The sequence below is a fragment of the Bartonella sp. CM31XJBT genome (assembly GCF_028618555.1).
Lineage (GTDB): Bacteria > Pseudomonadota > Alphaproteobacteria > Rhizobiales > Rhizobiaceae > Bartonella.
This window is the reverse complement of record NZ_JAQITD010000005.1, coordinates 82,477-97,381: the sequence shown is the minus strand read 5'-3', so window position 1 is coordinate 97,381 and position 14,905 is coordinate 82,477. Positions and strand designations below refer to the sequence as shown.

The 14,905-nt window shown below is 37.4% G+C and carries 13 protein-coding genes; 12 read left to right on the top strand and 1 reads right to left on the bottom strand.

Annotated elements, in window-relative coordinates; all coding sequences use genetic code 11:
• Window positions 1–128 precede the first annotated feature (128 nt).
• From PVV63_RS03835 to PVV63_RS03805, 7 genes are all read left to right on the top strand, one after another.
• Entirely contained in the window at window positions 129–875 is a 747-nt protein-coding gene (locus tag PVV63_RS03835; protein ID WP_273790719.1) for an electron transfer flavoprotein subunit beta/FixA family protein, read from the top strand.
• A 51-nt stretch (window positions 876–926) separates the two neighbouring features.
• Complete coding sequence (locus tag PVV63_RS03830; protein WP_273790718.1) at window positions 927–1,847, top strand: electron transfer flavoprotein subunit alpha/FixB family protein; 921 nt, start codon at window positions 927–929, stop codon at window positions 1,845–1,847.
• A 3-nt stretch (window positions 1,848–1,850) separates the two neighbouring features.
• The gene (locus tag PVV63_RS03825; protein WP_273790717.1) at window positions 1,851–3,515 is read left to right on the top strand and encodes an electron transfer flavoprotein-ubiquinone oxidoreductase; all 1,665 of its coding nucleotides are present in this window, start codon (window positions 1,851–1,853) and stop codon (window positions 3,513–3,515) included.
• Between the two features lie 2,042 nt (window positions 3,516–5,557).
• Window positions 5,558–6,445, top strand: coding sequence for a 16S rRNA (cytidine(1402)-2'-O)-methyltransferase (rsmI, locus tag PVV63_RS03820; RefSeq protein ID WP_273790716.1), 888 nt, complete (start codon window positions 5,558–5,560; stop codon window positions 6,443–6,445).
• A gap of 4 nt (window positions 6,446–6,449) precedes the next feature.
• A complete protein-coding gene (locus PVV63_RS03815; protein WP_273790744.1) occupies window positions 6,450–6,818 on the top strand; it encodes a YraN family protein in 369 nt (122 codons plus the stop codon).
• Window positions 6,819–6,920: 102 nt separating this feature from the next.
• Window positions 6,921–7,166 carry a hypothetical protein gene (locus PVV63_RS03810; protein WP_273790715.1) on the top strand — a complete coding sequence of 82 codons (246 nt, stop codon included), beginning with the start codon at window positions 6,921–6,923 and terminating at the stop codon, window positions 7,164–7,166.
• A gap of 55 nt (window positions 7,167–7,221) precedes the next feature.
• On the top strand, window positions 7,222–8,013 hold the full coding sequence (locus PVV63_RS03805) for a pyrroline-5-carboxylate reductase (protein WP_273790714.1): 792 nt from the start codon (window positions 7,222–7,224) through the stop codon (window positions 8,011–8,013).
• Window positions 8,014–8,400: 387 nt separating this feature from the next.
• On the opposite strand, the gene PVV63_RS03800 is transcribed toward PVV63_RS03805, so the two are convergent.
• The gene (locus PVV63_RS03800) at window positions 8,401–9,462 is read right to left on the bottom strand and encodes an Mrp/NBP35 family ATP-binding protein (RefSeq protein WP_273790713.1); all 1,062 of its coding nucleotides are present in this window, start codon (window positions 9,460–9,462) and stop codon (window positions 8,401–8,403) included.
• A gap of 576 nt (window positions 9,463–10,038) precedes the next feature.
• Here PVV63_RS03800 and rpmH point away from each other — a divergent pair.
• The 5 genes from rpmH to PVV63_RS03775 all read left to right on the top strand — a co-directional run bounded on the left by rpmH (window position 10,039) and on the right by PVV63_RS03775 (window position 13,984).
• Entirely contained in the window at window positions 10,039–10,173 is a 135-nt protein-coding gene (gene rpmH, locus PVV63_RS03795) for a 50S ribosomal protein L34 (protein WP_005864709.1), read from the top strand.
• Window positions 10,174–10,290: 117 nt separating this feature from the next.
• Window positions 10,291–10,683 carry a ribonuclease P protein component gene (rnpA, locus tag PVV63_RS03790; protein ID WP_273790712.1) on the top strand — a complete coding sequence of 131 codons (393 nt, stop codon included), beginning with the start codon at window positions 10,291–10,293 and terminating at the stop codon, window positions 10,681–10,683.
• Window positions 10,673–12,511, top strand: a complete 1,839-nt coding sequence (gene yidC, locus PVV63_RS03785) for a membrane protein insertase YidC (RefSeq protein WP_273790711.1) — start codon at window positions 10,673–10,675, stop codon at window positions 12,509–12,511. Before rnpA ends, yidC begins: the two co-directional genes overlap by 11 nt.
• Window positions 12,508–13,152 (top strand): ribosome biogenesis GTP-binding protein YihA/YsxC, encoded by a 645-nt coding sequence (yihA, locus tag PVV63_RS03780; protein ID WP_273790710.1) that lies wholly within the window; start codon window positions 12,508–12,510, stop codon window positions 13,150–13,152. The genes yidC and yihA overlap by 4 nt, the downstream gene beginning before the upstream one ends.
• 139 nt (window positions 13,153–13,291) lie before the next feature.
• The gene (locus PVV63_RS03775; RefSeq protein ID WP_273790709.1) at window positions 13,292–13,984 is read left to right on the top strand and encodes a glutathione S-transferase family protein; all 693 of its coding nucleotides are present in this window, start codon (window positions 13,292–13,294) and stop codon (window positions 13,982–13,984) included.
• Window positions 13,985–14,905 lie beyond the last annotated feature (921 nt).

Genomic DNA, 14,905 nt, shown 5'->3' with positions numbered 1-14,905 from the left:
TACAAGTAAACGTAAAAAAAGCTTATATGAAAGAGAACACAAGTTATAAATTGAGACTTCATTCTAAACAATTTGGTTTCTTATGAGTATTGCTATAAACTTATGACGTACAAACAAAGAGGATCATTATGAAGATAATTGTCGCTGTCAAACGTGTTGTTGATTATAACATCAAGATACGCGTCAAACCTGATAATACAGGCGTTGATCTGTCTCACGTAAAAATGTCTATGAATCCTTTTGATGAGATAGCCGTGGAGGAGGCCATTCGCCAAAAAGAATCCGGTAAAATTTCAGAAGTTCTTCTTGTTTCAATTGGCCCAGAAGCAGCCAAAGAAACTCTACGAACAGGACTTGCAATGGGAGCTGATCGCGCACTTCTTGTCACAACGGATCAAACACTTGAACCCTTAGCAATTGCTAAGGTTCTCAAAACCATTGTTGATGAAGAAAAACCTAATATGGTCTTTTTAGGAAAACAAGCAATTGATGACGATAGCAACCAAACAGGACAAATGCTCGCTGCTCTTCTTGGGTGGGGACAAGCAACTTTTGCCTCACATCTTAACATAGAAAATGGGCATGCTACAGTTACTCGTGAAGTTGATAATGGAACACAAACCCTTTGTCTTCCCCTTCCCATTGTTATGACCGCCGATCTACGGCTCAATGAACCGCGTTACACCTCTCTCCCCAATATCATGAAAGCAAAAAAGAAAATCATTGAACAAAAATCTCTTACTGATCTTGGCGTCGATACGAAAGCACGCTTAACAATTTTAAGCGTTGAAGAGCCAAAACCCCGTCAATCCGGTATAAAAGTGGCAAATGTAGTAGAACTTGTTAGAGCCTTAAAACAGAAGAACTGCATTTAATATTCTCACCACTAGAGTAAAAGCAACACTCACATAAAAGGGCAAAAACTTATGGCAATTCTTTTATTGGCCGATCATAATACAGAAGAAACAGCAAAAGCACTCACCGCTGCACGCGTACTCAGTAATGATATCGATATTCTGGTTTGCGGAGAAAAAATTCAAACGATAGCGGAAAATAGTGCTAAACTTAATGGTGTGCGGCAAGTTCTTATTGCAAAAGCAGACTATTTAGCCCATCAACTTGCCGAGCCTATGGCAGATACAATCCTCACGTTAGCAAATGATTATGATGTGATCATGGCAGCATCCAGCAGTACTGGGAAAAATGTGATGCCGCGCGTAGCAGCTCTTCTTGATCTTATGCAAATTTCAGATATTACCGCCATTCTTTCACCCAATACCTTCAAACGACCAATTTATGCAGGCAATGCATTTGAAACTGTACGCACCAATGATTATAAAAAGATTATAACAGTTCGCACCGCTTCTTTCACCCCAACGCCTTCCCAAAATAATTCTGCTCCCATTAAAACAATAACACCAGCTCCCAATCCAAATCTTTCTTCTTTCGTAAAAGCAGAGACAAACAAAAGTGATCGTCCTGAGCTCACCTCAGCACGTGTTATTATATCAGGCGGGCGTGGTCTTGGTTCTCAAGAGAAATTTATGGCCCTGCTTCTTCCTCTTGCAAACAAATTAAATGCTGCTTTAGGTGCCAGCCGCGCAGCAGTGGATGCAGGCTATGCTCCCAATGATTGGCAAATTGGACAAACAGGAAAAGTCGTTGCCCCTGAACTCTATATCGCCGTTGGCATTTCCGGTGCAATCCAGCATGTAGCCGGTATAATGGATGCACAAATTATTGTTGCCATTAATAAAGATGAAGAAGCTCCCATCATGCAAATTGCCGATTACACCCTTGTAGGTGATCTCCACCAAATTATTCCAGAATTGGAGAAAGCTTTATAAGCCATGAAAGCACCTCTGCATGACCAACGTGAAAGTATGGAGTTTGATATAGTCATTGTCGGAGCAGGACCTGCAGGGCTTTCTGCCGCAATTCGTTTTAAACAAATTAATCCTGAGCTTTCTGTCACAATTGTTGAAAAAGGGACCGAAGTTGGTGCACATATTCTCTCTGGCGCAGTTGTTGACCCCATTGGTATCGATACACTCTTACCAGAATGGCGAAATGATAACGACCATCCCTTCACAACCCCTGTCACACAGGACCAATTTTTTTTTCTAAAGCCTCAAAAGTCCACAGTATTTCCCAATATTTTGCACCCTAAAATCTTATCAAATAACGGATGTTATATCGTTTCGCTTGGGAGCGTCTGCCGCTGGCTAAGCAAAAAAGCTGAAGCGTTGGGTGTTGAAATCTATCCTGGTTTTGCAGCAACAGAACCCATCATCCAAAAAGATAACGGAGCTATTATTGGTGTTCTCACCGGAGATATGGGGCTTAACAAAGATGGAACCCCTGGAAAAAATTATATGCCTGGGATGGCTTTATTGGCAAAATATACTCTGATTGCGGAAGGAGCACGCGGCTCAATTGCAAAACAACTGATACAACATTTTAATCTTAGCAAAAATCGAGAACCACAAAAATTTGGTCTTGGTCTCAAGGAGCTCTGGGAAATTGCCCCCAACAAACACCAACGCGGTTTAGTACAACATTTCACTGGTTGGCCCTTAGACAATAATACCGGTGGCGGTGGCTTTATTTATCACCAAGAAAACAATATCATTTCTGTCGGTTTTGTTGTGCACTTAGATTACAAAAATCCTTACCTTTCTCCCTTTGAAGAATTTCAACGTTTTAAAACACATCCAAAATTCTATAAAATCTTTAAAGGCGCAAAGCGTCTTTCCTATGGTGCACGTGTTATCAGCGAAGGAGGTTGGCAATCTGTACCAAAACTCACCTTTCCTGGTGGGGCGCTTATTGGCTGCTCTGCTGGATTTGTCAATGTTCCTCGTATCAAAGGATCACACAATGCCATCTTATCTGGCATATTAGCTGCCGATAAAATTGCTACCGCTCTTGCACAAGGGCGTGCCCATGATGAGGTTAAAGAAATCGAAGAACAATGGCGAAAAGGGCTCATTGGAAAAGATCTTTATAAAGTGCGAAATGCCAAACCGCTTTGGGCAAAATATGGGACAAAATATGGAATTAAACTTGCTGGTTTTGATATGTGGTGGCAACAACTGTTCGGATTTTCCTTATTTAAAACACTCTCCCATGGAAAGGAAGATTATGCATGCCTTGAACCAGCAGAAAAATTTCAACCCATTTCTTACCCAAAACCAGATGGCGTTGTAACCTTTGATCGCCTTTCAAGTGTTGCCCTTTCCAATACGCATCATGAAGAAAATCAACCTTGTCATTTAAAAATAGCCTCATTAAAAAAACAAAAAGACTCTGAATATACGATCTATGGAGGACCCTCTACACGCTATTGTCCCGCCGCTGTCTACGAGTGGCTAGAGGATAATGATCATCTGACTTATATGATCAACGCTTCAAATTGCATACATTGTAAAACATGCGATATCAAAGATCCAAACCAAAATATCACTTGGATCTGTCCGCAAGGTAATGAGGGCCCCTTCTATCCCAATATGTAATCATTGTTCATTTTCCTAAAATTGAAATATACAAAACACATTGAATAAAAATATTTCCCAGATCAGAAATCTATCAATCACCTTCCTTCATACGTTCTTTCACAATGTAAAAAGAACTCTATTCTCATATAATATACTCTCTTCACCGCATGACTTTTTTCAATAGAAAAACATAACATATTTTTATCAAAATTTTTTTATCTAAATAACAAAACAATAATGAATATATTCTTGAAAATTCTGCAATAAAGGAAAAACCGCGGTTCTCGAAAATCTGAAAGAAAATAAGCCCGTTCTACTTTACCCCCTCTCCCACATGATCCAAAATGCTTTTAGCCATCTCATAAGAAACATCAATCGTTTTAACTAGCCAAGAGCAAAACCTACGGAGGTACACTTCAAGTTTATTTTTTCTCCTACACTTGGCAAGTAATGCTCACTCAAGAAAACCACAAACAAATGTAGAAAAAACATTGCGAGATAAAGAGATAAAGAGCATGCTTGCTCAAGCCCTTTTTATGTTTCTAATGATAATGACACGAAAAAATCTTACATTAACCTTTTATTTTTGCATTAAAGATAATCGCCTTGCATCTAACCTTTACCAATATACTGCCCTTTACCAATATACTGCAATGAATGTATGCAAATACCGTAAGAATAAGCAGATACCAAGCCATGGAGACTATCGCTATTAGCAAAACATCTGATAAAAACCAAAATAGCTTTCATAACCACTCTATGACGCGTTTTATAGAGTTGTTTGTTTATAAAGCTTGTGCTTTCGCTGTTGCTTGTAAATCAACATCCAAATTGAACATAGTGGTATATTTAAAAGAAAGATTAAGATGAATGAAAGCTCTGCACGCCGTTCCAGATTTTGTAGCTAGAGCAAAAATATTGCATATTCTATTTGAGTAATCTCTGAAACGAAAATACAGTTTCATTTAGCAAGAATATGAAACCTGAAAGGAAAAAACCTGTTTTCCTCTTTACTATCATCTGTCCATTTGGTTTTAAAACTTTCAAAAGCATCACAATATCCTCTAAAAAGAAGAGATAACGTATTGTCCCCGCTTTTATTACTTAAGTTTTTTTATAGGAGCATATCCTTCAAAAAAATAAGGTATCCAAAATTAAAGCAGACTTGTGTTGTTCAATCATGGGCTTGTTTTTAAGAGATAGCTCTCATATCAAACAATTATTTCGCGACACTATCCGAAAAAGGTATAACACACTCCTGTGAACGAACAGTTCTATATTTACGAAATAAAAAGTACAAGCTAGCAGCATCATTTTCTCTGCGATCCCCAATGATGCGATAATCTTTGCTTTGAGAAAGTTTCAAGATGCACGAAAATAATTTTGATTAATGACTATAAGAAGAGCTGAGATAATGTTACGATATTTAAAGCTCCTCATTAATAGGCAAAATAATAAATTTTCCATTACAAATCAAATCTTTAAGATAAAAATTAGCCTTAAACGTTTCTAAGGTACTCATTATACTGTTAAAGCTATAGAGAATATGAAAAAATAAAGTATTTTGCTGATAAGAGCTTATATTTAATCAATAACAATACAGTCAGCTGCCAGTTAACTGTTTGTGCTTCAAAAGAGGCTGTTTATATTTGCTCAGAAAAACAGTTTGGATATCAATAGAATATTTGAAAAATCGGCATTATGAAAATAATCTAAAAAGCTTAGCTTTTAAAAGAGCATAACCAAGCATGAGATGATAACATGGGTAAAATTGTTTTTTGGTTCTCGAAGGAAAAACTTTATAGAAAATCATGGGGCTGATAGAATATTGGTTACATTTGGAATTTGTTTTACTGGAAAAAATAATGCGGACCAAAATAGATAATAATGTTAAATTAAGACGTTAAATATGAAATTATCTTATTGTAGTGTAATCGATTATTCGAGTAAGGTAAGCCTTTGTAATGATAAAAAATGTGCTGGTAAAAAATAAGCCAAAATGGCTTATGAGTATGGATAAAAATCTTGTGGTGAGGAGAATTTAATGAAAAGAAAAGAGCATGTGTGAAAAAGCATATTTTATAGGTGCGCATGCTTATTCTGCACCCGTTATAGAATCAGGGCTTTATCTTGTGGCAACACCTATCGGAAATCTTGCAGATATTACGCTTCGTGCTTTGCAAGTGCTTGCAGGAATTGATATTTTAGCGTGTGAGGATACGCGAGTAACACGTGTTTTGTTAGAACGTTACGGTATTCAAAAAAAAACTTTTCTCTATCATGAATATAATGCGCAAAAAGCGGGTCCAAAGCTCTTAGCGGCTTTAGCAGAAAACAAAACAGTAGCACTTGTTTCAGATGCCGGAACACCACTTATTTCTGATCCCGGATTTCGATTGGTGGAAGAGGCCCGTAAAGCTGGTCATAAAATCATTCCTATTCCTGGAGCATCCGCTCTTTTAGCCGCTCTTATACCGACAGGGCTTCCTACTGATAGCTTTTTTTTTGCAGGTTTTTTGAGTGCACGAAAGCTACAACGCCGAAAACGGTTGGAACAATTAAAAGAGATTCCAGCAACTTTGATTTTTTATGAATCACCGCATCGTCTTGTTGAAACTTTACAGGATATGGTCACACTTTTTTCGGCTGATCGACCTGCTGCCATTTGTCGTGAATTAACAAAAAAGTTTGAAACAGTAGATGTTTCCAATTTGGGGAACTTGTTGGAAAATTACAGAAAACAAGCACATATTCGTGGGGAAATTGTTGTAGTTGTAGGAGAATCATCTTCTTCTTTAAATGTGATAAGTGATCAAGAAATTGATGAAATGCTACTAGAACGCGCACGGACATATTCTGCTGCTCAAGCGGCAGCTTTTGTTGCAAAAAAAACCGGTTTAAAAAAGCAGGAACTTTTTCAGCGATTAATCTTTTTAAAAAATGCATAAAATGATGCAAAAAAAACGCAGACAAAAGTCTTTTTATCGAGGGGTACGTGCAGAAAAATTGGCAGCTTGGTGGCTACGTTGCAAAGGGTTTCACATTGCCGAAAGGCGTTTTAAAACAAAATGTGGGGAAATTGATTTAATTGCACGACGCGGAAATCTTGTGTTAATCGTTGAAGTTAAAGCACGTTCAACGTTGGCTGAAGCAATGGAAGCGGTTTCCCGAATGAATGAAAGGCGAATTGAAGCAGCTGCCGATATTTGGCTCGCACGGCAAAAAGATTATGCCCTTTTGTCTGTGCGCTTTGATTTGGTTGCAATTTTACCTTGGCGTTGGCCACAGCATATCCCTGCATTTTTTACATCTGATCAATAAAAGACACCCCCCGTTTTAACCATATTCAATAAAAAACATTTCGTTTTTATGTGCATATGCGTTAAAAAGTGTGTAATAATTGAGCGCTATAAGGAGCAAAATATGGATGATTATGAAAAGTTTGCAACAGGTTTACTCATTATTTTTGGAGCGCTCATTATTGGTGGTTTAATGGCAATGCATATTGTGCTTATGAATAAACCAGGTTTTTTATTTGCATTAGCCGCAGCTGTTGTTGGTTGGTTTTCTGCTTTTGCCGTTCTCTTTGACAAGCCTAAAATCTATTTGGGCTTGATTATTCTTGCTATGTTATGTGTTGCTTCTTCAATTAGCGTTTATGTTAGTTAAAACACCTGAAATGTTGATTGAGATTCCTTTAAAAATATAAAACTGAGAAATAGAAATGAAACTTGGCTTTTTAGGAACGGGTACAATCAGTGCTTCAATGGTGAATGGCTTAATGACAAGCACCTTTGATGTTTCCTCCATTATTGTTTCGCCTCGCAATGCACAAACAGCAGAGCGCCTTTCACGCACCTATGATACGGTTATGATTGCTGAAAATAACCAAGCGTTGCTCGATATTAGTGATTGTGTTTTTCTTTGCTTGCCCAATCAAATTGCAGAAGACGTTTTGCGCTCTCTTTGTTTTCGTCCAGAACAGCTGGTTATTTCCGTACTTGCTATGGCAAAAGCAGCAGAAATAGAAGAGTGGATTAATCATAAAGTTTATCGTGCTGTTCCATTACCTTTTGTTGCAGAATGCAAAAATTTGACACCAATCTATCCCGATCATCCCTTTTTACGCACTTTATTTGATGCATTGGGGGGCACATTAGTGCTGGATAAGGAAGAGCAGTTTAATCTTTTTATGACAGCAGGTTCACTTATGGGAGTATATTTTAATTTTATAGAAACTGCCCATCAATGGTTTATAACACAAGGGTTAAAAAAACAGCAATCAGCAGAATTCCTTACTATGATGTTTGGAAATCTTACGGATGAAATGCGTAAAATTACAGCAACGGATCATTCTGCATTTCTCGATTTTGCACTGCTTGAAAAAGAGTTTTCAACAAAGGGTGGAACAAATGAATTTTTGTCAGATTACTTTTCTCATCAAGGGGGAAGGAATGCTTTAACAACCGCTCTTGAGGCTACTTTGCAAAAAATGAATGCTTCTAAAAAGACTTGACCAATATTTTTATCATCTCAATAAGAAAAAACTAAATGTTGAAGATGTATATCAAGAAAACTCACATCGAAAAATGCTTTTTTACACCTGAAAAAATACTATTTTATGAAAAAAATGATTATTAAAATATTTTTTACAACCTTTTACAATTTTTCTAAATTATTTTTATTTTCTGTCTTCTTTTAGCCTCAAGTCCAATATTTTTTTCTACCTCACGGCTCCAACTCTTCAATTTGTGTCCCCTTCAGGTTATCCAAACGCATGAATAATTTTTTATTTATTTAACCTAATATACTCCATTCTCGCATTAAAACTTCTCCTTACAAAGAAGAAACTATTTTTATGTCTTTCATGATTGTGTTTTAATAAACTCTCTTAAAAAAACATTCAAAAGAGTTGATTTTTTATTTGATCAACAATTTTACGATATAGTTTAGCATGCTCTTCACTAGGCTTAGCAACAAAAATAGGGACCCCCTCATCTGAAGAAAATCTTAAAGCCGCATCAAGCGGTATTTCCGCTAAGAAAGGGACTTCTCGACGTTCCGCTTCTGCCCGTGCACCACCATAGCCAAAAATATCATAGCGTTTTCCTGTATCAGGAGCGATAAAATAACTCATATTCTCAATGAGTCCTAAAATAGGAACATTGACTTTCATGAACATTTCTATTGCTTTACGCGCATCCACTAAAGCAAGATCTTGGGGCGTAGAGACAACCAACGCACCTGTTAATTGTACCTGTTGAGCAAGCGTTAATTGTGCATCCCCTGTACCGGGCGGCATATCAACGACCAAAATGTCCAGAGGTCCCCATACAACATCTCGTAACAATTGCGTTACAGCTGCCATAACCATAGGACCACGCCATACTACCGGCTTTTCTTCCTCAACCAAAAATCCCATCGACATCAATTTAAGTCCGAATTTTTCAAGAGGTTGAATCTTTTTTTCTCCAATAAGCTGTGGTTTTTGATTAACAAGTCCTGTCAAACGTGGTAACGAAGGACCATAAATATCAGCATCCATCACCCCCGTCTTGAAACCAGAATCTTGTAAAGCTAAGGCGATATTTACTGCCATCGTAGATTTTCCTACCCCTCCTTTTCCAGAAGCAACAGCAATCACATGCCGCACACCTTCTATGGGCATTTTGATCGGTAAGAGATTTGCTCTCCGTCTAGGTACTGCATTTGTTGTTTTTTCTGCTGTAAGTGTGACAACAACAGATTTCACTCCTTCCAAGGCACATACCATCTTTTCAGCAGAACGACGCAATGATTCCCATTCTTGCACACCTCCATCAGGAACTGTAATAGAAAAGAAAACCTTACCATCAGCAATCAATATTTCTGAAAGAAGACCCAACGACACAATATCGCTTTCAAGATCTGGTCCTTTGATTGTACGTAATACGTTGCGGACAGCTTCACTTGTGATAGGATCCACGTTCTTTCCTCTCTATAAAAATACCAGCAAATACAAGCATAAGAACAAAAAATACTTACAGGCTTATCACCTGATAATTTTCTACTTTACTCAGCATTATAAAGTATACATTACTTATATCTTATTCTCTTTAAAAATATGAAACCATCCTTAAATAAAGAAGCTCAAACATAGAATCTGATATAAATCCTATTAATCATGTTTGTGCTACAACCACTTTAATGAATATTCTGATAAAAATTTTGTAAAAAAAACTCTTAATATTAAAGGATATTTTAAATTGAGCATACAGTAATCAGTCACACTTTCTTTAATTCTTTAACGCCCTAGCCATTTACGTTCTGTAGATTCAATTGTTATTTTCTAACACTCTTACAGTATTGTAAAAAAGTGTCACAGACAGTTATAAGGTGTTTTGTATTCTTTCAAGAGAGAGAAAAACAATCTAAGATTGACTTTTTTTATATTTTTCCTTATGGGTTAACAGCCGTATGATAGGATAAAATTATCCCTCTCGCGCATAACTGCTCGTAAAACGAAGATTAAGAAGGGCCGCACTCCGCGGTATTTAAATAAATGAAACGTACTTACCAACCCTCTAAACTTGTCCGTAAACGCCGCCATGGGTTTCGTGCACGCATGGCTACAGCTGGAGGACGTAAAGTTATTGCTGCAAGACGTGCTCGTGGACGTAAGCGGCTCTCTGCCTAACCATTTAAATTTTCACAACCGTTGAGGATTGCTCATCATTTCTTCGTTGTGAAACTTTCATTATGAACCTCTAATGCCTGCTTGCAGGCATTTAGTGAAATTGCGAAATGTTCTTTTATGAAGAAAAAACATCCCTGCCGTATTCGCAAAAGAGCAGATTTTTTGGCTGCCCGTACAGGAGAAAAACGACGTGGTCCTTTATTTTTGCTCGAAGTTAAATCTCGTGAACAAACAACAGAAAGAAAAGATTCTCTTTTTGCACGTGTAGGCTTCACTGTTACTCGTAAAAACGGTAATGCTGTGAAACGTAATCGTATTAAAAGGCGCTTGCGTGAAGCCGTGAGAGTTGGTGTAACAAACCACATGGAAGCAGGAACAGATTATGTCATTGTAGCGTACCGTGATGTGTTACATGCGCCTTTTACATCCTTGATTAGTGAATTAAATCGGCGAATAAAACCAAAAATAAAACATCAGCAACAACAACAAGGGTGTACGGATGGAATATAACCGCAATTTCTTTATCGCTATTGGCTTATCTTTCGTAGTGCTCATCGCATGGCAATTTCTTCATGTTGCTCCCAAACAAGCAAAGTTACAAAAACAACATGTCATCACACAGCAATTGTCAAAACAACAATCAGCCCTTTCTACTACCACGACGGATTTTTCTGACGATACCTCAACGCATCAAGCAACATCTATCATCGAACAGCCAATGACACCTGAAATCCGGAAAGCTGTATTGGCCAAAACAGAGCGTATTGCGATCCAAACCAATGAACTGGAAGGCTCTATTAATCTTGTTGGTGCACAATTTGATGATCTTCACCTCAAAAAATATCGTTTAACAGTCGATAAAAAATCACCGGAAATCGATTTGCTAAACCCTAAAGGTTTCAAAACGACCTACCTTGCTGAATTTGGTTTTGCAAGTGCGTCTTTGCCAGCAAAAGCCTTGCCACAATCGGATACAAAATGGCAAGTAGAGGGAAACAATACAATCCTGACTCCTTCAACACCTATCACTTTAATTTATAATAATGGACAGGGACAAATCTTCCGACGGACCCTTTCTGTTGATGATCATTTCATGTTTACCATTGAGGATTCTATCAGCAATGAAAGTGATCAACCAATACATCTCTCGTCCTATGCCCGCGTTGCACGTGCTGCACCACCAGAACATACAAATGCAACCTATTTACTTCATGAAGGTATGATAGGTATTGCTGGAGATTCGCTCAAAACTGAAAAATATAAAACCTTAGCAGAGCTTGACCCAAATCCTGATAATGGGCAAAAGAGCGTGACTTTTTCCAAAGTAACAGGAGGTTGGATTGGTATTACCGATAAATATTGGGCTGTAGCAGTTATTCCCCCGCAAAATAAAGAATATACAAGCCGTTTTATTTATTTTGATCGTTTGCAAACACATTATCAGTCTGACTTGCTAGGGTCGCTTTTAACGATTGCCCCAAATGAAACAAAAACTGTTACAAATCGTCTTTTTGCTGGTGCAAAACAAGTTGAAATTATTAATAGTTATCAAAATGACCTAAAAATCAAAAAGTTTGCTCTTTTAATTGATTGGGGCTGGTTTGATTTCATCACCAAACCAATGTTTTCCCTCATTGATATTCTTTATAAACAAACAGGGAATTTTGGTATAGCCATCCTTCTTGTCACAGTGCTCTTAAAAACTCTTCTTTTCCCTCTAGCCAATAAATCTTATAAATCTATGGCACGCATGAAGCTTTTACAACCGCGGTTGCTAGAAATAAAAGAAAAGTATCCCGATGACCAAACCAAACAACAAAAGGCAATAATAGAACTATATAAAACCGAAAAAATAAATCCCCTTGCAGGCTGTTGGCCGATGTTGGTTCAATTCCCAATATTCTTTGCTCTTTATAAAGTTCTCTATATCACCATTGAAATGCGCCATGCCCCTTTCTTTGGCTGGATTAAAGATTTAGCGGCACCCGATCCAACTTCTCTTTTTAACTTGTTTGGTCTCTTGCCATATACAACGCCGACATTTCTTATGATTGGTGCATGGCCTTTGATTATGGGAATAACGATGTTTTTACAAATGCGTATGAATCCCGCTCCTCAAGACCAAACCCAAGCGATGATATTCACATGGATGCCTGTTGTCTTTACTTTTATGCTCGCCTCTTTCCCTGTTGGTCTCGTCATCTATTGGGCATGGAACAATATATTATCAATCATTCAGCAAGGTATCATGATGAAGCGCCAAGGAGTTAAAATTGAGCTTTTTGATAATCTGAAAGCCATCTGGAGAAGATCGCCCAAAAAAGAAGTGCGTGAATGACAAGAGATTCTTCCCTTTCTGGAATTTTTTCTCGCAATTGGATTTTTATTCGTGGTGTACCAGCAATACGCTTTCTCCCCCCCGAAGGACCACCAGAAATTGCATTTGCAGGACGTTCCAATGTTGGAAAATCATCTTTAATCAACGCACTCGTTCAACAAAAAAGCTTAGCACGTACCTCAAATACACCAGGACGGACTCAAGAGCTTAATTATTTTGTCCCCGATGGCTTCAGTGGGCAACTAGGAGACCTTCCCCCTCTAGCATTAGTAGATATGCCTGGTTATGGTTTTGCTGCTGCTCCTAAAAATCTTGTTGATGAGTGGAAAAATTTGATTTTTAGCTATTTACGGGGGCGCACAACGTTAAAACGTGTATATATCTTGATTGATTCACGGCACGGAATCAAAAATAATGATGAAGATGTTCTTGCTCTCCTTGATAAAGCAGCCGTTTCTTATCAAATTGTTTTGACAAAAAGCGATAAAATCAAATCAAATGCCTTGGAAAAATTAATTATGAGCACACAAACAAAGCTTCTTAAACGCCCAGCAGCTTATCCTGAGCTTCTTGTAACCTCTTCAGAAAAAGCTATCGGTTTAGAAGAATTACGTGCTGCCATTTTGCAAACCATCGCATAAGAGAACAATTCTTGGTCATTAACAATTTATTAATTATAATTACTAGCAGCTGCTAATGATCTTGTACTTCTAGTCAAGCATCTTTATAAAAATGATTACTTGAAAGAATTCTCTTCAACTCTATTTGATAGTGTAAATTATGCTGACACTTTTTCACTCTCCCCTATCCGCTGCCTCGCGCTTCATACGCCTCATTCTTGGGGAATATGGTGTAACCACTCAACTGATTGAAGAATATGAATGGGCAAGAAGACACGAATTTCTAGCCCTCAATCCCGCTGGTCATGTTCCTGTTTTTCTCGATGAACACGAGGTTCCATTATCAGGTCCTCTTGTTATCTGCGAATATTTAGACGAAACACATGGAAGTTTACGACAAGAAAATAAGCTCTTTCCGGAAAATCCTTTAGATCGTGCAGAAGTACGCCGTCTCAATGACTGGTTCTTAAATAAATTCGAAAATGAAGCAACGCGCCATATCGTACGAGAACGAATCCATAAACGTGAAATGCCACTTGCCATTGGCGGTGGTGCTCCTAATTCACAAATTTTACGCAATGCACGTGCCAATATTTTACCACATATGAACTATCTCAATTGGCTCTGTGCCTCTCGCGATAGCTTAGTCGGTTCTGCCTTGTCCTATGCAGATCTAGCAGCAGCAGCTTCTATTTCTGTACTTGACTTTCTAGGGGAAATTGACTGGGAACAATCTCCTGCTGCCAAAGACTGGTATATGAGAATAAAATCACGCCCTTCTTTTCGTTCTCTTTTAACAGATCGCGTCCGCGGAATTGTTGCAAGTGCTCACTATGCAGATCTTGATTTCTAGCCTTCTCTCACAAACAAAAATAAAAGTGATATTTTATCTAAAGGATATTTATAGGTTTATGAATTTTTATGCATGCGTATAAACGATATAATGATTTATAATCGTATTCAACAGGGAATAAGACCCATTATAATTAAATCAAAAAAAAACACTTTCTTATCGTGTCACAAAAAAAGATTAGCACAGGGATAAAAAATATTTAAGAAAGCATTTTAACGACTCTCTTTAAATACAAGAGCTGTAGCATCATTAGAAGCTAGGCAAATAAAATAACAATACTTAACGCATGTTATCCTCAAGTCTCCCCAATATATGAAAAAACGCATTGCATAACATATATACTATTTGCTCTATAATAAAAAAAATCCTCATCATGCGTTTTTACAACATAACAATTTTTTCAACTGACTTTCCTAAAAGATGAAGAATCCGACCAACTCTCGTGTGTAAACAATCCAACTTCTTGTTAGCCCCTTGTTTTACCCCCTTTTTACGTGATTGTATTTATGGATAACATATTTATATACAATGATAAATAATCGTTTTTTTACTTTAATCATCAATTCCAAATACCTTTTTCTCATTACCTTCATCACATTTAAAACAATCAAAATCGCTTTCTTATGCGTCACAAATAGAATTGGTAAATGAAAGAATATTAAAGAAAAGAATGAAAATGCCTAAGTGCCAAGAATTATTAAAACATTAAAGGCTAACAAAACGTGATAATGCTAATTTTCTCTATTTATGAAGCATAAAGATAGTGGTGCAGAATAGATGTTATATTATTCATGGATACTCTCTCGTGATACCACTCACGAGCACTATCATAAAATAAGTTTAGAAGAATTGATAAATATTTCTTTAAGAAAAGCGCATGAATTGACAACATAGGTGTATTTTGTTTGGGAGATCTTGTTT